At 55.8% G+C, this 20,089-nt stretch carries 14 protein-coding genes; 8 read left to right on the forward strand and 6 right to left on the reverse strand.

The features are described 5' to 3' along the window. Positions 1-182: 182 nt before the first annotated feature. The 5 genes from RRF56_RS24195 to RRF56_RS24215 all read left to right on the forward strand — a co-directional run bounded on the left by RRF56_RS24195 (position 183) and on the right by RRF56_RS24215 (position 8,564). Complete coding sequence (locus tag RRF56_RS24195) at positions 183-1,430, forward strand: hypothetical protein (protein ID WP_317035713.1); 1,248 nt, start codon at positions 183-185, stop codon at positions 1,428-1,430. Positions 1,431-1,449: 19 nt separating this feature from the next. Next, positions 1,450-3,987 carry an ATP-dependent DNA helicase RecG gene (gene recG / locus RRF56_RS24200; RefSeq protein ID WP_317035714.1) on the forward strand — a complete coding sequence of 846 codons (2,538 nt, stop codon included), beginning with the start codon at positions 1,450-1,452 and terminating at the stop codon, positions 3,985-3,987. Between the two features lie 319 nt (positions 3,988-4,306). Next, positions 4,307-5,839, forward strand: a complete 1,533-nt coding sequence (locus RRF56_RS24205) for a helicase C-terminal domain-containing protein (protein WP_410510686.1) — start codon at positions 4,307-4,309, stop codon at positions 5,837-5,839. Between the two features lie 71 nt (positions 5,840-5,910). Next, entirely contained in the window at positions 5,911-6,126 is a 216-nt protein-coding gene (locus tag RRF56_RS24210; RefSeq protein WP_317035716.1) for a DUF2839 domain-containing protein, read from the forward strand. Between the two features lie 254 nt (positions 6,127-6,380). Further along, entirely contained in the window at positions 6,381-8,564 is a 2,184-nt protein-coding gene (locus RRF56_RS24215; protein ID WP_317035717.1) for a hypothetical protein, read from the forward strand. Here the strand turns inward: RRF56_RS24215 and RRF56_RS24220 are convergent. Then, the gene (locus tag RRF56_RS24220; protein ID WP_317035718.1) at positions 8,553-9,776 is read right to left on the reverse strand and encodes a DUF790 family protein; all 1,224 of its coding nucleotides are present in this window, start codon (positions 9,774-9,776) and stop codon (positions 8,553-8,555) included. The two genes, RRF56_RS24215 and RRF56_RS24220, sit on opposite strands and share 12 nt — an antisense overlap. A 68-nt stretch (positions 9,777-9,844) precedes the next feature. On the opposite strand from RRF56_RS24220, the gene RRF56_RS24225 reads away from it, so the two are divergent. After that, entirely contained in the window at positions 9,845-10,744 is a 900-nt protein-coding gene (locus RRF56_RS24225) for an alpha/beta hydrolase (RefSeq protein WP_317035719.1), read from the forward strand. Between the two features lie 43 nt (positions 10,745-10,787). Here RRF56_RS24225 and RRF56_RS24230 read toward each other — a convergent pair whose 3' ends face one another. The 4 genes from RRF56_RS24230 to psbA all read right to left on the reverse strand — a co-directional run bounded on the left by RRF56_RS24230 (position 10,788) and on the right by psbA (position 15,093). Continuing rightward, positions 10,788-11,372 carry a DUF2996 domain-containing protein gene (locus tag RRF56_RS24230; RefSeq protein WP_317035720.1) on the reverse strand — a complete coding sequence of 195 codons (585 nt, stop codon included), beginning with the start codon at positions 11,370-11,372 and terminating at the stop codon, positions 10,788-10,790. Positions 11,373-11,540: 168 nt separating this feature from the next. Then, entirely contained in the window at positions 11,541-12,620 is a 1,080-nt protein-coding gene (gene gmd / locus RRF56_RS24235) for a GDP-mannose 4,6-dehydratase (protein ID WP_317035721.1), read from the reverse strand. Between the two features lie 232 nt (positions 12,621-12,852). Beyond that, complete coding sequence (locus RRF56_RS24240; RefSeq protein WP_410510687.1) at positions 12,853-13,911, reverse strand: YgfZ/GcvT domain-containing protein; 1,059 nt, start codon at positions 13,909-13,911, stop codon at positions 12,853-12,855. A 120-nt stretch (positions 13,912-14,031) separates the two neighbouring features. Beyond that, positions 14,032-15,093, reverse strand: a complete 1,062-nt coding sequence (psbA, locus tag RRF56_RS24245; protein ID WP_194022111.1) for a photosystem II q(b) protein — start codon at positions 15,091-15,093, stop codon at positions 14,032-14,034. Between the two features lie 1,263 nt (positions 15,094-16,356). On the opposite strand from psbA, the gene RRF56_RS24250 reads away from it, so the two are divergent. Further along, on the forward strand, positions 16,357-17,757 hold the full coding sequence (locus RRF56_RS24250) for a hypothetical protein (RefSeq protein ID WP_317035723.1): 1,401 nt from the start codon (positions 16,357-16,359) through the stop codon (positions 17,755-17,757). An 8-nt stretch (positions 17,758-17,765) separates the two neighbouring features. Here RRF56_RS24250 and larC read toward each other — a convergent pair whose 3' ends face one another. Then, positions 17,766-19,310 carry a nickel pincer cofactor biosynthesis protein LarC gene (larC, locus tag RRF56_RS24255; RefSeq protein ID WP_317035724.1) on the reverse strand — a complete coding sequence of 515 codons (1,545 nt, stop codon included), beginning with the start codon at positions 19,308-19,310 and terminating at the stop codon, positions 17,766-17,768. Between the two features lie 27 nt (positions 19,311-19,337). On the opposite strand from larC, the gene RRF56_RS24260 reads away from it, so the two are divergent. Further along, positions 19,338-19,988: an L-threonylcarbamoyladenylate synthase gene (locus tag RRF56_RS24260; RefSeq protein WP_317035725.1), complete on the forward strand. Its 651-nt coding sequence runs from the start codon at positions 19,338-19,340 to the stop codon at positions 19,986-19,988. Positions 19,989-20,089: the final 101 nt, after the last annotated feature.

Here is a 20,089-nt window from a genome sequence, read left to right on the forward strand (position 1 = left end):
AGATCTGTCATGAACCTGACATCTGATCTCCTCAACGTTCAGAGCCTGTCACAATCAGCTTGGTTAAGGACTAGCTACCTTAAAGGGCAGGTTGGCCCGCTAATCACCCAGAACGGGGGTACTCTAATGGGTCCCCCGTTTTCGATATTCTTTATAATCAGGTATGGCATGGACAGAGAGGCATGGTAAGGCCGGTTGAAAGCATTCGCAAAGATCTCAAGGCGCTTGAGGGGGTTACAGCCACTCTGGCCGAAGAGTTTAGCCAAAATTATGCCACCTACCTAACGGTGCTAGGCCAGGCCCTTCACCGTCAGGTGATTATGGCCACCTATCATCTCTGTACCCAGGTTTATCCCGAAGAATTTTTGGCTCTGACGGTGAGCGATCGCTCCCGACTACAGCAAAATATTCAGACCTTGGGGCGAAACTCCCGGCAATGGCTTCTGGACCTGCTAGAGCCCAACCAAACGCCCGTTGACCTAGACCAGCGGCTCGACCCCGATGAGCTCAACCGCTTAGGGAGTGCCCTAGCGGCCCTGACTTCAGGGATTGACTCTGCTGAGAATCACGACTCTGAGAGTCATGATTCCGAAAATCGAGATTCCGAAAACCAAGATTTTGGCGATCAAGACTTGGCCAAAACCCCTGAGGAAAGTTATGGGGACGTGGATATCCCCAATGCCGCCGAGTCAGACAGAGCCGAGCCAGATGGAGCCGAGTCTGCTGTAGAGGCATCACAGATCGCCGCTGATGCTTCAGACGATGGTGAATCTCTAAAGGATTCAGAGGTCACTTCCCGGCTCGATCCCAAAACTCTGGTGCAGTCAGTGATCATGGCTGCCATGGCTAGCGACCCTGAAGCTTCCTTGAGCGATCGCCCCTTTACTGGCGACCCGCTGACTCCCACTTTGGTGGCTAAGCACCATCTCATCCTGGAGCAGAGGATTCGCGAGGTGTTGCAGCGGGTATCGAGAAAAGCCAACCAGCTGCTAAGACAGGCCAAACTGATTCCCGACCTGCCCGAGGCGGTGCTGGAGGCGGCAGCCGATGCCGACATAGCTACTGCCAAGGGGCGCTCTGCTCCCAACGTGCTCAATGTGCTGGTGGCCATCACAGGCGATATCCCCGAGGAGTTTGGTGACCCAGAACCCGATGGTGATGACGACACAATCGCCGACTCTGATGATGGCGATGGCGATGACGATGAGGCCCTAGAAGGCACGATGACCCACCTAGCCGCCATTCAGCTCAGGCTGAGCGATCTTGAATTTGGCGATGTGCAGTCGGCCCTGTGGCGCAGTAAACTGCGTACGGCGGTAGGGCGGTTGCGCAAGTTGGGCAAACAGTACCAGCAGGCCGAGCGTGAGCTGGCGATCGCCCAGGCCGAGCAAGCCTGGCGAGCAGTCTGGTACGACGACTCATCCCGGTAAAATTCTGGGAATTGGACCTATGGCGGAAGCACAACCTTCCCCGCCCGATTGGGTGCGGCTGCAGCGGGCTCTCTCCGTGGAGGCCGAAACCGGCTTTAACGACCTAGTGGGTAAACAGCAACGCTTCAGCGAGTTTTTGCGCGATAGCTTACACCAGCCGCCCGCTAGTTTGCCTGGAGATCAGCAGGGTGCTTGGCAGACCCTGGCCCACAAGTATGCGGGTTATATCGACCTGAGCTTTGCCCAGCGTCAGCATTTAGTAGCCGAGACCCGTCGTTTTCTCTACGGTACCCAGCGCCTGCTGGAGAAAGTGGCGGAAACCAAAACCCTCCGCACCAAGGAGGGTAGCCCGGTAGAACCGGGTGAATCTACCCCCGCTAAAACCTCTCGACGGCCCAAAACCACCCCCAAAACCACCCAACTAGCGGAGACCTCCGGGACGGGTAGCTTGCGCGTTGGCCTCGAACAGCCAATCACTTACTTGAAGGGTATTGGGCCTAAAAACAGCGATCGCCTTGCCAAGTTGGGCCTCTTTACGGTTCAAGATGTCCTCTATTACTACCCCCGCGATCACATCAACTACGCCCAGCAGGTCAAAATTCGCGACTTAGAACCGGGCGAAACCGTCACGATTGTCGGCACCGTCAAGCGGGTCAACTGCTTCACCAGCCCCCGCAATAAAAAGCTGACCATTTTTGAGTTGCAACTCTCCGACGGCAGTGGCACCCTCAAGCTCAACCGCTTTTACCCCGGCAATCGTTACGCTACCCCCAGCTGGCAGCAGCAGCAAAAACGCCAGTATCCTCAGGGGGCGATCGTCGCCGCCTCGGGCCTGGTGAAGGCGGGCAAGTTTGGGGTGACGCTGGAAGATCCACACCTAGAGGTGTTGGATAGCCTGAGCGATCGCATCGAGTCGCTCACCATTGGCCGTATGGTGCCGGTGTATGCGCTCACCGAGGGCGTTCCTGCCGATCTGGTACGCAAAGCAGTGGCCGCCGCCCTGCCCGCCCTTCCAGACCTACAGGATCCGCTACCGGTAGATCTGCGACAGCGGTACGAGTTGATTGGGGTGGGGGATGCGATCGGGCAAATCCACTTTCCCGACGACGAAGCGCACCTAGCCCAAGCCCGCCGCCGCCTAATCTTCGACGAATTTCTTTACCTTCAGCTTGGTTTACTGCGCCGTCGCCAGCAGCAGCAGGCTCAGCAAACCGCCATTACCCTGGCTCCCACCGGAGCCCTGATCGACGACTTTTACAACATCATTCCCTTTAGCCTCACCGGGGCTCAACAGCGTGTCGTCAACGACATTCTCTCCGACCTGCAAAAGCCCGTCCCCATGAACCGCTTAGTGCAGGGCGATGTGGGGTCTGGGAAAACCGTAGTAGCGGTGGTCGCGACCCTCGCTGCCATTCAGTCGGGCTACCAGGCCGCCATTATGGCCCCCACCGAAGTACTAGCCGAGCAGCACTACCGCAAGCTAGTGGAGTGGTTCAACCAGCTGCACCTCACTGTAGAACTGCTGACGGGGTCTACCCGAGCCGCCAAACGGCGTCAAATGCTGGGAGAACTCGCCACCGGAGAGCTTCCCATTCTGGTTGGCACCCATGCCCTGATCGAAGATCCCGTTCAATTTCGCGACCTGGGTCTGGTCGTGATCGATGAGCAGCACCGCTTTGGTGTGCAGCAGCGGGCCAGGCTGACCCAAAAAGGGGCTAACCCCCACGTACTTACCCTCACGGCTACCCCCATTCCCCGCACGCTAACGCTGACCATGCACGGCGATTTAGACGTAAGCCAGATCGACGAACTGCCGCCGGGGCGCAAAACGATTCAAACCACCCTGCTGACCAATAAAGAACGCACCCATGCCTACGACCTCATGCGCCGCGAGATCGCCCAGGGTCGCCAGGTCTACGTCGTGCTACCCCTGGTAGACGAGTCAGAAAAGCTCGATCTAAAATCGGCGGTGGAAGAGCACCAGCGGTTAGCAGAGGTGATTTTTCCGGAGTTCACTGTTGGTCTGCTCCACGGGCGCATGTCTTCCGCCGAGAAAGATGCCGCCATTACCGCCTTTCGTAATCAGGAGAGCCACATTCTGGTATCGACTACCGTGGTGGAAGTTGGGGTAGATGTGCCCAATGCCTCGGTAATGCTGATCGAGCATGCCGAACGGTTTGGCCTGTCTCAACTGCACCAGCTGCGGGGCCGGGTGGGGCGCGGGGCAGCACAGTCGTTTTGCCTCTTGCTCAGCGGCAGCCGCAGCGAAAATGCCTTGCAGCGGCTCAAAGTATTAGAGCAATCTCAAGATGGCTTCTTTATCGCCGAGATGGATCTGCGCTTTCGCGGTCCTGGAGAGGTGCTGGGTACCCGTCAGTCGGGCCTGCCTGACTTTGCGCTGGCGAGTTTGATTGAGGATCAAGATGTGCTGATGGTCGCTCGTCAGGCGGCAGAAGCGCTGCTTAAAGAAGATCCAGCCCTAGCTCGCTGGCCCAAACTGTCCAAAGAGCTCCAGCGCCGCTACGAAAAACTGATGGGCGGCGCAATTATGACCTAAGCTAGCGTTCGATTTAAGCGTAAGAGCTATAGCTGTGGCCAAGCAGGTGAGTCATCTCCCCCATCAATATCTCCCCGTAAATACCTAACATTTGAACCTTTTGCAGCCCTTCTAGCTGCCCTCTCTAATGGACCGAGGCCTCTCTAGACCCTCCAGCGGTGGTGGCGAATTATCTATGCGACAATAAACACCTATGGCTTGAGCGAAGCGCACTCAATCTTCCCCATCGCCTTGGCGCTTGGCAACTCTCTGGCTGCTCAAGTCGTCAATCTCTGCACGCTCTGTAAACCATCGCCCCACCCCCTACTTCACCCTGCCCGTGATTGAGGCCCAAGTACACCAACAACTGCGCGCCCTGCTGCGGGAATGGGGAGAGCCAAGCTGGCCCCATCATTTGACGCTGGCACGGCTGGTGGCGCGGGCGTTGCGGCTGGGGCGCAGTGCTCTATTACAGGTAGGCGGCCTGTCGGCTTACCAGGGAGAATACCGCCTCAGCTACCTCATTGCCTTGATGATGTGGCCTGGTCCGGCCATCATTGTGGCTCCTGAGTCCACTATCCAGCGGGTGCTGATGGTCGAGTTGCCGCGCCTACAGGAAAAGCTGCGGCTGCGTAAGTCGGTGCAGCGGGGTAGTCATTGGCCCGGTGACACCTTCTCAGGTCTGCTAATGACCACGCCTGAGGACTGGCTGAGCGATCGCCTAGGGGGTGAAAACCGCTTTCCTGAAGGCATTCCAACCCTGATTGACGATGCCGATAACCTGGAGCGGTGGCTGCGTCAGCAACTCACCGCCGACCTCGGCCCCCTCGACTGGAATCAGCTAGCCTTGGCCTATCCCGATCATCAGAGGCTGATTCAAGATACCCATGTAGCCCTTACCCACGCCGCCTTTCAGCGCCCGACCAACCCCTACCATCGCTATCTTTTAGAAGAAGGGGACAGCCAACAGCTCCAGCGACTACACCAGATCCTCACCGCCAGTCGGGTGGAGTCCTCCCATGTCGAGGGGCCGATGCCGCCCCGATGGGCTGAGTTTTGGCGGCAGTTCAACCCGCCCAATCACCTGCTGTGGTTTGCAGTCGAGCGCGATCGCGGCCAAATGAGCCTCCACTGCGCTCCGGTCGAGCTAGCCACAGCGTTAGCCCCCATCTGGGCTCAGCAGCCCGTGGTGCTGATCGGCGCTGCCCTCGACCTCGATGCGGCAGCCGATAATTTTCGCCAGCGGCTGGGGCTAGACGACCTCACCTGCCTTCAGTTTGCCCCTAACCGCCACAACGACGCCATTCAGTTATACCTGCCCAGCCACCTACCGTTGCCGAATACGCCCGAATTCCAGGGAGGACTGCACCAGGAGATTCGTCGTCTGCTGATGGCGGTTCGCCCCGATCGCCCTGGCCCCACGGTGATTTTGCTGGACGATCTCCCTCTCAAAGGACAACTGGGGGCCGCCCTAGCAGGAGAGTTTGGCTCGCGAGTACAGGTAGAGCAGGCCGACATTGGCCCCAACAGCATTCTGGTAAGCGGCTGGGAGTTTTGGCGGCAGCACCGCGCCCTGGTGCCGCCGCCGGCCCTGTTGATCGTCGCGACTCTGCCATTGCCTTCCCTAGAAAACCCGATGGTGGCGAGTCGGGTAGCCTTTCACAAGCGGCGGCGGCAAGATTGGTTTCGCCTATACCTGTTGCCCACGGCGGTGACCGAGCTCCAGCGGGCGATCGCCCCTTCGCGGCAGCACCAGGGCATGGTGGCCCTGCTCGATACCCGCGTGCACTATCGCAGCTACGGAGCGCAAATTTTAGAGGCGCTGAGCCCAGCTGCCTGTGTGCGATCGCTGCCCGATGAGTGGAGGCCGTAGCCAGAGTGATTGGCTTCCCAATTCGCTACCGTTAATGGTAGAACGAACGTAGAACGTAGCGGCGTATACCCATGGGCGAATCAAAGCGACGCAAAGAACAGTTAGGAGATCAGTACGGGCAGGCCGAGCCGATTTTGCCTTGGCTCCCTATTACCAAAGACCAATCGCAGCAGTTTATGAAGTGGACCACTCGGGGCACCTGGGGATCCATTATTGTGATTATTGCGTTTTGGATTACCCTGCGGTTTGTTGGGCCTGGGCTGGGCTGGTGGACCCTGGCAGACTGAGCGATGGTGCGCTGAGATAACAACCTCAGGGTTTCAACACAATCGGTCGCCTAATTGGCGATGATATAGCCATAGTCACTTGGGTTAGGACATCCAGAAACCCTAGAAACGTTCGAACGTTCAAACGTTCTTAGGAGACATGTCTTAACCGAACTGGCTACAGCCATAGCTAAGAAATCGTAATCTAGGCTTTCCGTCTCCCGTAGATTCTAGGTAGAGTTAGGGGAGGTGGTTACGCTGGAGTTTAGGGGTATATGCTGAGCCAACAACGGCAGTCTGGGCCACAGCCGGGAGAGCCGTTAGCAGACGGATTATCCACCAATTTTCACTTAATTGACGATAGCGATGACCCAGCTCTGGCATTGCCCCAGATCCTGACCCCTGCTCCGGTAGGCAGCCAGTCGTGGCGCTTGCTGGTGATTTCTCTGCTGGGCTGCTTCGTCGCCAGCGGCGCAGCGGTAGGAGCTTTTCTTTGGCTGATCAACTTACCGCCTACCGCCAACTGCGAGACTACGGCTACCGTTACCACCGATCGCGCTCAGTTATTCTGTGCCCAAACGGCTGCCGAATCGGGCGAGTTGAGCGATGTCTTGGCGGCCCTAGCCTTAGTCGGCAGTTGGACCGCCGACCATCCCCTCTACTACGAGGTACAGCCTCTGGTAGAGCAATGGTCGTGGGTGGCCCTGAAAGCCGCCGAGCAAGAACTGCGCAGCAATGGCAGTATGGCCGAAGCCCAGGCTTTAGTCGGGTATATTCCAGCCGACAGCGCAGTCTTTGCTACGGCGCAAAACACCATCGCTACCTGGCAGAGCGAGTGGGAGCAGGGGGAGGCTCTCTTGGCCATCGCCCAGGAAGCCCTAAAGCAGAAAGATTGGCCTACCGCTACGCTGCAAGTGCAGGCCCTAGCAGAACTGAACAACTCTCACTGGCGGGTGAATCAGGTCCAGGCTCTATCTCGCCAGATTCGCCAGGAGCGCCAGGCCCAGGAACTGCTCGATCGGGCTGTAGCCACAGCGGCCCCTGGGGGCAGCGATCGCCTCGCCGCCGCTCTGGACACCGCCAGCCAGATCGATGAGGGCACCTACGCCCGCCAGCATGCCCAGCCTTACCTCAATCGCTGGAGCGACCTACTGCTCGATCTGGGCTTAGACAAGTGGTACAGCTCAGAGTTAGATGCTGCTCTTGCCCTGGGCCGCAGTGCCGCCCTCAACCCCAGCCGCGCCAAAGTCGCCCAAGACCTGATCTGGCTGAGTCAGTCTCGACAACTGGCTCAGCAAAGTCTGACTGCCTGGCGCACCTCTCCCGACCAAATGGTCAAGCTTTACCAAGCTATGCTGCTGGCCAACCGAGTCTCGACCGACAGCCCCTACTACGCTCAGGCCCAGTCTAGTGTAGCCACCTGGCGGGGCCATCTGGGCGATCTGGCTCGGTTACAAACGGCCCAGGCCATTGGGCAGGTGCGCCATCGCGATGCTTTCAACGCAGCCATTGACCAAGCTGCCCAGGTTCCCCTGGGTCACCCTCGCCGGGTGCAGGCCCAAACCATGGTGGCCCACTGGCGGCAAGAAATCGAGCGGATTGAAGACCGTCCCCAGCTCATCCAGGCCCACACCCTGGCTAGTGCCAAAACCGTTGAAGGTCTGCAAGCGGCAATTCAAACCGCCAATGGAGTGGCGCTGCATCGCGCCTTGCGCAACGAGGCCCAGAGCTGGATTTACATCTGGACTAGCGAGCTGCAGGTGATGGAAGACCAACCCCAGCTCAACCGAGCGCGATCGCTGGCTGCCCAGGGCAACCTCTCTCAAGCCATAGTGCAAGCCTCCAGTATTCGACCAGGTCGGGCGCTGTATGGGGAAGCCCAAGCGGCGATCGCAGGCTGGCAGCGTCAGATCGCTGCCGCCGAACAGGCTCGCCTCCGTGCGCTTCAGCGCGCTGCCGCCCCCAGTATCGACCCAGCCCCAGCCCCCCTAGAACTGGAGGTAGACGCCTCCTCCAACGATCCGAGCATGCCGCCAGAAGAGGCCTTGCCCATAGCCCCAGCCCCGGCGATGCCCGATCAGCGGTTGCGGCGTGCGCCCCTGCCAGCTCGCATTGAAACCATCCCTGGCGACCCTGCCCCAGCGGCCATCGAAGCCGTGCCCCCGTCCCCACCGTCATCCCAGCCCGCCGCCTATCCTACGCCAGATACAGTGCCAACAGAGGTGGTCCCGTTCCAGGCCCCGCCAGCGCCCTTGCCAGCCCCCGCTGCCGCACCTAGCCCGCTGCTAATCGTGCCACCAGTCGTCGCGCCTCAACCCCTTGAGATGGCCCCCGATTCAGGCGCTTCCCCCCTTAGAGAACCTCAGGCCGCGCAACCAGTAGTGCCTCGGGTATCTGTTCAACCCCAGCCCGAAGACAGCATTGGGGGCAGCCTGCGAACAATTGGCTCACTCCCCTAGTACCGCTAGCACCACCTTGGGCTGAAGCTTGGTCTTGAACCACACCACCTGGGCAGGGACGTTCGCAATATCTACTCCAGCATTCTCCAGGTTGAGCCGTTCTGACACCGCTAAAATTAGGTTGTCGCGCCCCGACTGGCGCACCTGGGCAAACTTCTTACGCAAGTATTCAGGCCGCCAGTAGCCGACAATTTCTAGCAGATACTCGCGCCCATCGGGGTGCACCAGGCGGAAGTCAGGAATCATCACGCTGCCAGGAATCGGCACCAGATCAACCTCTCGCTCTAGCCGCCAGGGCGTCTTGGCGGGCCAGCGGCTGACGAACGATTCTTCGACCATGCTGTCATAGGTTTTGCCGGGGGGGTAGTGGGTGATTAGCCCACAGTCGCTGTCGAGGGTAAATTGGCGGGACTTCACCTGCTGGGTGAAGTTATCCTTCATTTGTAAAGTTGCCGTCAGCCGCCACTTGCTCACATGCAGAATAGCCGGGATTAGCTTAGCGATATCCACCCCATAGCGAGTACTCGGCTTAAACAAACTGGCCGGGCCATCAATGGTGATAGTAAACCCCTGGTCTGCATCACCCTCAATGTAGGTCATCAGCCGAAACAACTTTAGGTAGCGAAACATCAGCTTATACTCGCCGGGGTCGTTGCGGTAGAGGTGCATGACCAGATCGCTGGCCTTATAAAACACCCCCTGGGTCTGAGACAGGTTGTAGCGATGAATCAGTGCGTCAGGAGTAGGCGGCTCAAACTCGGTCAGAATGTGGTTGTCCTGGCGATCGGCATAGAGCCCCTGACGAATGTCAGCTACCGTCACTTCGCGATCCAGTTCTTCAGACAGTTGCTGGCCGAGAAGCGACAGGTGTTGCTCGGCAGCCGTGGGGGAGGGCACCGCCAGGGCCGCCAGGGCAAACACCCGCCGCCGCAGCTCGATCGGTTCCAACGGGCTAATCGCCTCGAAGGTGGAAAAGCTATTGCGCAAAATGTGAGCCAGCCCCCGCTTGATGCGGTAGTTGGTATCTTCGCCTTCTAAATCTTGCAGTTGGCGGTTGAGCTCGCCCTGGGTGCGGCTCACCTGCTGCTGAAAAAGCTGGATTAAGTCGGCTGCGATCGCCCGATTGGCCGCATCCAACGCTAGCCGCTTCGGCTGAATCGCCTCTCCCTGATACCGGTAGATTAAAAGTTCGCTAGGTAACGTAGGCCTCACCTCCTAAAATAGTTGGAACAGCCGCCCATTGGATTGAACCCCAGGGCCTAAATCTTATCGGACTTCCCATGCTCAACTTTCAGCCCCTCGGCTTTATCCAGCAGGCGCTCCCGACCGATCTAGGGGTCATGGCTTACTACACTCCCGGCGGCTGGCCCTGGCAAGACGGTACAGCAGAATCCTCTCCGCCCCTGGTATTTCTTCACAGCCTAGGGGGCGGCTCCTCTGCCTATGAGTGGTCCCAGGTCTATGCCGCCTTTGGCGCTACCCACCGGGTGATTGCCCCTGACCTGATTGGCTGGGGCCAGTCTACCCATCCCGCCCGCGCCTACTCCACAGAAGACTACTTCTATATGATTACCCATCTGCTAGAGTCGGTGGCCCAGCCCCCCGCCCTAGTCGCGGCCACCTCGCTCACGGCTGGCGTGGTCATCCGTTTAGCAGGGCTGCGGCCCGATTTATTCAAGGGGTTGTTTTTGGTGTCGCCCTCCGGCAATAGCGACTTTGGCCGCGACTATAGAGCCAGTCTGCCGGCCCTGCTAGCCAGCACCCCCGGCGTTGACAAGGTGCTCTACCAGGTGGGGGCGGCCAATGAACTGGCGGTGCGATCGTTCCTTTCGACCTTTCTGTTTGCTGATCCTCGTCGCATCACGACTAACACTGTGCAGGCTTACCTCACCTGCACTCAGCAGCCCAACGCTGAATACTCAGCCCTGGCCTCCCTCAACGGAGCGGTTAGCTTTGATCTATCGCGCTATATCAACCAGTTGCAGACCCCAACCACCGTGGTACTGGGGTCTGGATCGCGGTTTAGCGCCCCGGCCATGGTTAAACGGCTGGCCAGCCTCAACCCCCAGTCAATCCAGCAGGTGATTGAAGTCCCTAACTCTGGGGTATTACCCCATGTCGAACACCCCGCCGTCGTCACAGGGCTGCTACGTCAGTTTCTCGCTACCCACAGCAGTTAAATGACCGCTGAGAATTCACCCACTCATCCACCCACCTACCTGCTCAGTTGCGGGCTAGCCACTTTTGACCATTTAGGCGGCGTAGCGTAAATAAGACCAGAAGATCTAGAGTAATTTTTCGCTCGTCACCCATAAATTGTTCAATCGTGCTGGGCTGAGACCCCTGATCGGCAAAATAGAACAGCTTTGGACTAGTAATACTGTCTTTCGTAAACGCGATATTAAATTGGCGATTCCCCGCAAGGGAGGTTTCACCAACGCCCTTTTGCCATTGGCCCTTCACGTGCCAATAGTTTTCTTGATCGTTGATGCCAAACACGCCTAGAGGCCGCTGATCAAGGGTGAGCTGAATGTCGTCAAGGCCTTTTTCCTTCAGGGCAGAGGTCAACGAAGGGATAAAGTGCTGCTCAATGAACTCAGTAAAGGGTTTATCTTCTAGGGCCGGGGGCTTTTCTTTCTTCGCCGCCGCTTTAGGAGCCGATTTGGCTTCAGCTCCAGCAGTTCCCTTGGGGGCTGCCTTGGCTTCAGCAGCCTGAGGGGCTGCCTCTGTCGCTCCAGTTTCAGTCTTGGGGGCCGCTGCGTCGGCAGCGGATGCAGAATCTACCGGGGGGGTCTTTTCGTCAGCCATACAAGGAAAACCTACAACAGCAATAGGGGCAAACTCAGGGGGTTGAGTCACTCACCCAGTTGTTCTCTCTCATACTAGAGGAAAGCCTTCTAAAACGCATGGCCTATCTCAGAAAAAGCGGTGCTTACCCAGGCTAGGCACCGCTTTTTCTAGGAAGGACCCGGTCTCTTAACCCTGAGGGGCTAGGTTCATCAGGTCCTTGCGCACAGTCGCGATATCGCGCTTGTCCCCATTCCCGTTACCGTGGGCAATACCTAGAGCTTCTAGGTCGCTTTCTACCATCAGGTGCACTAGCTGCTCAAACGTCACGCTGGGCTCCCAGCCCAATTTTTGTTTGGCCCTCGTGGCATCGCCAATCAGGAGATCGACTTCGGCAGGTCGTAGATAGCGCGGGTCAAACTCAACATAGTCATGCCAGTCGAGGTTGACATGATTAAAAGCAATATCTAAAAATTCGCTGATGGCATGGGTTTCGTTAGTGGCAACCACGTAATCGTCGGGCTGGTCTTGCTGGAGCATAAGCCACATAGCCCGCACATAGTCTTTGGCATAGCCCCAGTCACGCTTAGATTCGAGGTTACCCAGATAAAGTTTCTTTTGCTGACCGGCCACAATACGCGCGATCGCTCGGGTAATTTTGCGGGTCACAAAGGTTTCGCCGCGCCGAGGTGACTCATGGTTAAACAAGATGCCGTTACAGGCAAACAGATCGTAAGACTCACGGTAGTTGATGGTTTGCCAGTGGGCAAATACCTTGGCGCAGGCATAGGGGCTGCGGGGGTAGAAGGGGGTTGTCTCCTTCTGGGGAATTTCTTGCACTTTGCCAAACATTTCAGAAGACCCGGCCTGATAAAACCGCACTTCTAAGCTGGTGCGCTGCTGGTAGTCACGAATCGCCTCCAGCAACCGCAGTGTCCCCATGCCCACCGCATCAACGGTGTACTCAGGCGAATCAAAGCTAACCCGCACGTGAGACTGTGCCCCTAGGTTATAAACTTCCTGGGGCTGTACCTGCTCTAGAATGCGCCGCAGCATGGTGCCATCGGTCAGGTCACCATAGTGCAAAAACAACCGGGCGTCGGCACTATGGGGGTCAACATAGACGTGGTCAATGCGATCGGTATTAAACGTAGAAGTGCGGCGAATAATACCGTGAACTTCATACCCTTTATCTAGAAGTAACTCCGCTAGGTAAGATCCGTCCTGACCAGTAATACCAGTAATTAAGGCTCGCTTAGATTGACTCATAGGGGTTTAGTCTCTTAAATTGACAATCAACTTAATCAATTTCAACTCGTCCCGACAGCACAAGACCAGCCCATACCTGTCCTAACAGCTAGACCCAAAAGTTAGAGTTCTAAGCAGCTTAAAGGGCAACTCAACCTAGACCCTGGAGGGGAATTCTGCATATAGCTTTCTTAACTCGTCCTAGGCAATCACTGGTCAAAACGTTTCCTGTCTCCAATGGCTGCACACGAATCTAACGCTGAGCCACAGGGTAGTCATGGGAGAGAAAGGGCACCTCTATCACTATTCCCCTAACTTCACCTACCGTAACTTCTAAGCCTGCCCCACCGGCTTTGGTGCGAATGTAACCTAACCCCAAAGCCCCCGGATCCATAGGAATTGAGCTAGTCAGCATGCCAATGGTGTCGCCATTGGCCGTAATGGGAGTGCCGGCTTCTACTAAGGCGCTCAGCTGAATCCCCCAAAGTTTCTGCTTGACACCTTTGTAGGTATTTAGCCGGGCAATGGTTTCTTGGCCGATATAGCATCCTTTGTCAAAGGAAATCGCCTGCCACAATCCTGCTTCTAAAGGATTGTAGTCGTCAGTAAGTTCACAGGCTGGAGCAGGACGCCCCTGCTGAACCCTGAGTTGTTGCCATAGATCTTCTCCAGCCGGGATTCCCCCTGCATTGATCAGGTGTTGCCACACTGGAGCAGCGGCATCAGCAGGCACAAGTAGGGTATACCCAGCTAGGGTCAGACCACTGCCCACCGCTAGGCGCATAGAGAGACTGCCAATGTTGACAGTGCGGTGATGGGCATAGGGCATTTCAGCTTCTAGGGAAATGCCTAAGGTTTCAAGGCAGGCGGTGCTGCCTGGCCCAATCAGCGAAAATACCGCCATCGATCCCGTTAAATTTGATAAAGAAACCTGATCTGCTGGAAAAATGTAGCGATCCATCCAGTCCATCAGGCGTTGGTCTTGGCCAGGGGAAGTAAGTATCAGCAGGGCATCGTCGGTGACATAGACGGTGGCTAAGTCAATGGTACGAGCGGTAGACGTCACAAATACGGTGTCGCAGCCCTCTCCAGGCTGACGTTCGGTAAAGGTATTGGTGGTTTGGTTGTGAAGAAAGCGAAGGCGATCGCGCCCTTTCAGCTCAAGCAAACCCCAGTGGCTGCGATCGACCACAACAGCGCCCGTAGATACTGCCTTGAAAGCATCTGCATCTTGCCCAAAAGAGGTTGGGAAGCTCTCATTGGTTAAGGTCGCCCCCTGGCTCTGCTGTAAATCCCGAAGTGCTTGCATTATTGGCCCGTCAAAATCTTGTTTACCAAGCCCCATTCTAAAGCGGTAGACGGAATTAACTAGAACGGGTGCCCCCAATTGGGAGCACCCGTTCTAGTTAATCAATGGGGTAGTCAGCTAAGACTAGCCGATGATTTCAGGCGCCTCAGCGGTAGCGAGGTCGAGGGGGAAGTTGTGAGCATTGCGCTCGTGCATCACTTCCATACCCAGGTTCGCCCGGTTGATCACGTCAGCCCAGGTGCCAATCACACGACCCTGAGAGTCAAGGATGGACTGGTTGAAGTTGAACCCGTTCAGGTTGAACGCCATGGTGCTGATGCCCAGCGCGGTGAACCAGATGCCAATTACCGGCCACGCACCCAGGAAGAAGTGCAGAGAACGGCTGTTGTTGAAGCTGGCGTATTGGAAGATCAACCGACCGAAGTAGCCGTGGGCTGCAACGATGTTGTAGGTCTCTTCTTCTTGGCCAAACTTGTAACCGTAGTTCTGAGACTCAGTCTCGGTGGTCTCACGCACCAGTGAACTGGTCACCAGTGAACCGTGCATAGCCGAGAACAAAGAACCACCAAACACACCGGCTACACCCAGCATGTGGAAGGGGTGCATCAGAATATTGTGCTCAGCCTGGAACACTAGCATGAAGTTGAAGGTACCCGAGATACCCAAGGGCATGCCGTCAGAGAAGGAGCCTTGACCCAGGGGGTAGATCAAGAACACAGCAGAGGCAGCGGCCACAGGTGCGCTATAGGCAACGCAGATCCAGGGGCGCATGCCCAGGCGGTAGCTCAGTTCCCACTCACGACCCATGTAGCAGAAGACGCCAATGAGGAAGTGGAAGATTACCAACTGGTAAGGGCCACCGTTGTACAGCCACTCATCGAGGGAAGCAGCTTCCCAGATGGGGTAGAAGTGCAGGCCGATGGCGTTAGAAGAAGGCACAACCGCACCAGAGATGATGTTGTTGCCGTACATCAAAGAGCCAGCGACGGGCTCACGGATGCCGTCGATGTCGACGGGAGGGGCTGCGATGAACGCAACCACGAAGCAGGCGGTAGCAGCCAGCAGGGTGGGAATCATCAGTACGCCGAACCAGCCCACATACAGGCGGTTCTCGGTGCTGGTGACCCACTGGCAAAACTGCTCCCACAGGGAAGCGCTTTCGCGCCGCTGTAGAGTAGTGGTCATGATGTATTAGTCCAGGTAATGTACTTGTGTAATTATTTAGCTGAGAATTACTTCAGCTATCGTTACATTAGCACGGATTCCTAAATAGAGTTTGGCAAAAAATAGGGTTATGACTGGCTTTAGGCTGTATTACGCTTTAATGGAGTTGCATTCGAGCCCGGTTGGTGCTGGAATAGGAGTCTGCATTGCTCGGCCTTAGGGCTAGAGACAACTGTGGGGGCGTGGCGGAATGGTAGACGCTACGGACTTAGAAAACTGAGCCTTAACGGAGAAATCTGTTAAGTGGAAGCTCTCAAACTCAGGGAAACCTACCTTTGGCAGGGTTATGGCAACGCTGTGACCTCCGGCCAGACATGGCAATCCTGAGCCAAGCCGGCATAAGATTCTATGCCGGAAGGTGCAGAGGCCCGACGGGAGCTACCCTAACGTGCAGTCGAGGGTAAAGGGAGGGTCCAATTCTCAAAGCCTGGTCTTAGCTAAAGCGAAGCCCCAGGCAGCAGCGAAAGCTGCGGGAGGATGAAAATCCGTTGACCTTAAACGGTCGTGAGGGTTCGAGCCCCTCCGCCCCCATACCAATGACAACTGGGTGAGTACCATCAGCGTGGGCAAGCCTAGGGCGATCGCGATGTAGTTCTTGCCGAGTTTTCGTGCTGGACTTAGGATTTGAGCTAACAAACTGTATTACTTGTTAGAAGCTTATCAGTTTCTTTGTAGAACTATTACAAGCCTTGCTTTAGATGGCCAAGCCGTTGAGCTTGACAGTGAAAAGGACTGCGTTAATTGTCTGATGATCAACTGAATTTAGGTTGATTGACATAAATATAACTACTTAGACAGAGACAGATGGTGTCAACGCACCGCTAGGTTAAGTATATTTTTGTTAATAACAGGGTTGCAGTTGTTCACTAAGCATAATGGCCGATCTAGCGCAGGGTTGGCATGATTTGTGCTAATTTATACGGATAATTTACCTGTCTACTGAGATCTGGGTTTGGTCTGAAGTGGTCAATGCGATGGTGGCTTTAAAGCATCTTCAGCCGCTATTGGGTGAATATTCATCAGGGTGATCGGTCTTGTATTGGCTGACTTGAGAGGTCTCAAGCAATTTGTTTCGGGGTAAGGCCGCTGTAGCCGGTTGCCCCCACATTTTTGCCAGCGGCTGCGGTAAATAGATACCGCTAGTCAATCAAGACATTAAGCTGCCAAGTTAATTTCGGGTCGGGTAGTTAACTCAGGTCAGCTCCGGTCGTTCTGGAGTAAGGCATGGGACCGATGTCTCAAACAACTGTGGATACATATCCTGCAATGGAGTCGAGTGAGTTTAGGTCTGGACCTGGATTAACCTTAGCCCAGGCTCAACAGGTCATCTATGACTTTTTGCTGGAGATTGTTAAAATCTGGCACCCTGAGGATGTTTTAGAGGAATTTCGTCACCTCTTTATTCACCATACGGACTCGGTCAGTTCGCAAACCCTGCCGGCTCTGCATATCATTCTGTTTGCCAATAACGAGCAAGAATTTCGCCATACCATTAAGCGATGTTGTTACATCCTGGTTAACAATTGGGAAGTATCCCGGCAGTATGATGCAATTCAGTCTCTGGTAAGTATCTTTTCAGATCCTTTGCTTCAGCGCCGCACACTGTCGCCAACCTTAAAACGGTTACGTCATTGGCTAATTGATTTTACTCAGAGCGATGACTTTGAGGAACTGCGATTGTTCGCAGCCCGCTATAGCGAAGATCGTACGTTAAATCGTCCTGACGAATGGGCTAGTCGCTACACGTCATACTTGTTAGTTTCTCAGTATGTCAACGAATCTAACCCCGTTGAGCAGCGGCACGCGGCCCGCATGCTGTCTCGTCGTCTCAAGGAAAAGTTCAAGTTTGATCTGGCTATGTACACAGCTTACGGTCAGTCGGGGCAGAGCCATGGCCGCCCGGTGCAAAACCCAACGGCCTTGGGAGATAGTACTTTACGCTTAGTAAAAACAATTGTGGCTAAACGGGGGGAGTTTAGCTATAAAAATTTATCGCGGCTATTTTTAGAGCAAATTAAAGACAGTACCTACGGTGAATTTAAACGGAGTTTGCCACGCTACTTGCTGTATAGCATCAGTGGTAATTCCATAACCCAGCAAATTCATGAGCATTTGGAGGATCGCTTAGCCAATCTCTACAGCGAATTTGAATACGAGCGGTTGAATCCGTCACTCCTGTTGCGGACGAGTAATCGAACCATTGATTATTTGATGACTGAAGATTTGGAGCATCCGTCATCTCTATTTTCACTGGTATTATCCCAGGGAAATGCTTTGACTCTAGTCATTATTTTGCTGAAATTGATTTTGGTGTCGCGCCGTTCTCTACCCTATTTAGAGGCTAGGGTAGCTAGTCTCATTCGCTACTATGAGCAGTTTCCCCGTAGCGAATGTCAGTGGGTAATTAACTTTTTGGAGGTGTTTCAAATCACCTTTGCTATTTATGGCGAGAACATTGAGTACAATCTGGTTCAGATCAACCCAAACACTAGTACGGGGAGTGCCACAGTTCTTTTGGATAACCACAATTTAGAGACCTTTCGCATTTTCTCGCAGACCATAGATCAGCATCTGGCCGGTTTGCTCGATGGCAATGAAGAGTTGCCTAGGGTCGATCCAGACTGAGAGACCCTTTAAGACTCCTGGGCTTGTCCCGGCAGTGATGGCTGGCTGTACCAAGCGGTAATGGCACTGTGATAGATCACCTGCCATGGCAAGTGGTGGTGGCGGGCCAAAAGAGCGCAATCTTCGTACTCTGGATGGATATTGAGAATGGCCTGGGTCTGGGGGTGGTAGGCAAGTTTGACCGTCACCGGCCCGTAGGTGGTCTGGAGGGTCTGAAGCTGCCGGGATAAGAGCCAACGCTGCTGAGATTGGCGGCGAATGCCGAGGGTCGGCGTTTCGGCAAACAGAATATCGGTGCAGGGCGGCTCGTGCTCTGGGGTGCAGATAACGGTAATTAACAGCCCAGGGCGCGACTTTTTCATGGCGATAGGCTGGGTAAAGACCTCCAGGGCACCAGCCGCATAGAGCCGTTCGTGGAGATAGCCTACAACCTGGGGCACCATGTCGTCGATCTGGGTTTCAAGCAGAATGATGGTCTCGTGATCGTAGGGAATGGATTTAGGGGCTGACTGTGGTGTTTGGCCTGGCACTGGGCTCGACAGTGAAGTTGGGTTGGGGTTGGCCGTAGTCTGCCCTAACCAAAGCCGCAGAATATTGGCTACTGGCAGATCTTTGCCCCCTGCCCCTAGACCGACGCGGTGCAGCGTCATGGCTGGGGGATCGCCAAAGTGATCGGCCAGGGCGATCGCGATCGCCGCTCCTGTAGGGGTCACCAGTTCCCCCTCTAGTCCGTTGCTGTAGAGTGGCACTGGACGGCTTTCCATCAGTTTCAGCACCGCTGGCGCTGGCACTGGTAGCCAGCCGTGGGCAGCGCGTACCCGACCTCGACCCGTGGGCAGCGGTGAGCACACCAGCATATCTACCCCTAAATAGTCGAGCCCTAAACAGGTGCCCACAATATCGACAATGGCATCGGTGGCCCCAACCTCGTGAAAGTGCACCTGGTCGAGGGCGATGCCGTGGACGGCAGCTTCGGCTTCAGCGAGACAACGAAATACCTTTAGGCTCCACTGACGGGCGCGATCGGGCAACGTTGCCTGGGTAATGAGCCGCTCAATGGCAGACAAGTTACGCGTGGGATCAGCCGCAGGGGCTAATAGAGGATGGCTATGGCTATGGTCTGAGCCAGGGTGGCGATGGTCATGGTCATGGGCCGGGGCAGAGGGGCGATCGCCCCCAGGCGCAGTGCTTTCCATAGGAGCTGCCTGACCATGGTTTGCCTGACTATGGTTTGCCTGACTATGGTTTGCCTGACTATGGTTTGCCTGACTATGGTTTGCCTGACTATGGTTTGATTGAAGGCTAACGGCCTCACCCCTGATTTCTGTAGTAGCACTTGTCTCGGTGACCGCAGTGACCTGCACTTGGGCGTAGCAGGCCCGCAACCCTTGGCGATGGGTGGAGGTGACAGAGAGGGTAAATTCGTGGTTTAGCCCCAGGTTAGTGAGCTGCTGTTGCAGGTAATCGAGGGGGACCCCCGCATCGACTAGGGCGGCCAGGCACATATCGCCTGCGATGCCGGTGGGGCAGTCGAGGTAAACTATGGTTTTCAACAGATCAAACGCATCGGGGACAGGGCAATGGCGACGGTTTACAAGCTACATCCTGAAAACCCGCAGGGGCGAAAGGTAGAGACCATTGCAGCGGCGCTACGCCAAGGTGCAGTGGCACTTTACCCCACAGACACAGTTTACGCCATCGGTTGTGACCTCAACCACAAGGGTGCGGTGCAACGGGTGCGGCAGATCAAGCAGCTGGCAAACGACAAGCCCCTGACGTTTTTGTGTGCCTCGCTCTCCAATATTGCCGACTATGCGATCGTCAGCGATGGGGCCTACCGCCTGATCCGGCGGTTGATTCCAGGGCCGTTCACGTTTTTGTTGCCCGCAACCCGCCAGGTGCCGCGTCTGGTCATGAGCCCCAAACGGCGCACCACGGGGATTCGAGTACCCAATTCTGCTATCTGTCTGGCCCTAGTAGAGACGCTTCAAAACCCAGTGATTTCGACCTCGGCCCTGACGCTACTGCCTGACTCTGAAACGGGCCAGATCGCTGACAAAATGGTGATGTTTGACGCCTTAGAGCAGTTTGTCGACATCATTGTTGATGATGATCAACCTTTAGCCCATGACGTGTCGACCATTCTCGATATGGAAGGGGAAGAGCCGCTGATGATACGCCAGGGCTTGGGTTGGCAAAAAGCGCTGGACTGGGGTGCACAGTTGGTCTAGCGGTACCGTTCGGCAGGGCAACTGGGCAATTGGCACTGCTGGGCTAAGGGAGCGAGGGCCAGGGGCCGGTTTTGAAATCTAAGTGTGACGACCCAGCAGCG

This window comes from Nodosilinea sp. E11 (genome assembly GCF_032813545.1).
Lineage (GTDB): Bacteria > Cyanobacteriota > Cyanobacteriia > Phormidesmidales > Phormidesmidaceae > Nodosilinea.

Excerpts from the sequence above, each read along its gene's own strand:
- RRF56_RS24210 (WP_317035716.1), top strand. The coding sequence starts at position 5,911 with ATGGGCGAATCAAAGCGACGCAAAGAACAGTTAGGAGATCAGTACGGG.
- RRF56_RS24195 (WP_317035713.1), top strand. The coding sequence starts at position 183 with ATGGTAAGGCCGGTTGAAAGCATTCGCAAAGATCTCAAGGCGCTTGAG.
- recG (WP_317035714.1), top strand. The coding sequence starts at position 1,450 with ATGGCGGAAGCACAACCTTCCCCGCCCGATTGGGTGCGGCTGCAGCGG.
- RRF56_RS24215 (WP_317035717.1), top strand. The coding sequence starts at position 6,381 with ATGCTGAGCCAACAACGGCAGTCTGGGCCACAGCCGGGAGAGCCGTTA.
- RRF56_RS24260 (WP_317035725.1), top strand. The coding sequence starts at position 19,338 with ATGGCGACGGTTTACAAGCTACATCCTGAAAACCCGCAGGGGCGAAAG.
- RRF56_RS24230 (WP_317035720.1), bottom strand. The coding sequence starts at position 11,372 with ATGGCTGACGAAAAGACCCCCCCGGTAGATTCTGCATCCGCTGCCGAC.
- psbA (WP_194022111.1), bottom strand. The coding sequence starts at position 15,093 with ATGACCACTACTCTACAGCGGCGCGAAAGCGCTTCCCTGTGGGAGCAG.
- RRF56_RS24225 (WP_317035719.1), top strand. The coding sequence starts at position 9,845 with ATGCTCAACTTTCAGCCCCTCGGCTTTATCCAGCAGGCGCTCCCGACC.
- gmd (WP_317035721.1), bottom strand. The coding sequence starts at position 12,620 with ATGAGTCAATCTAAGCGAGCCTTAATTACTGGTATTACTGGTCAGGAC.
- RRF56_RS24250 (WP_317035723.1), top strand. The coding sequence starts at position 16,357 with ATGGGACCGATGTCTCAAACAACTGTGGATACATATCCTGCAATGGAG.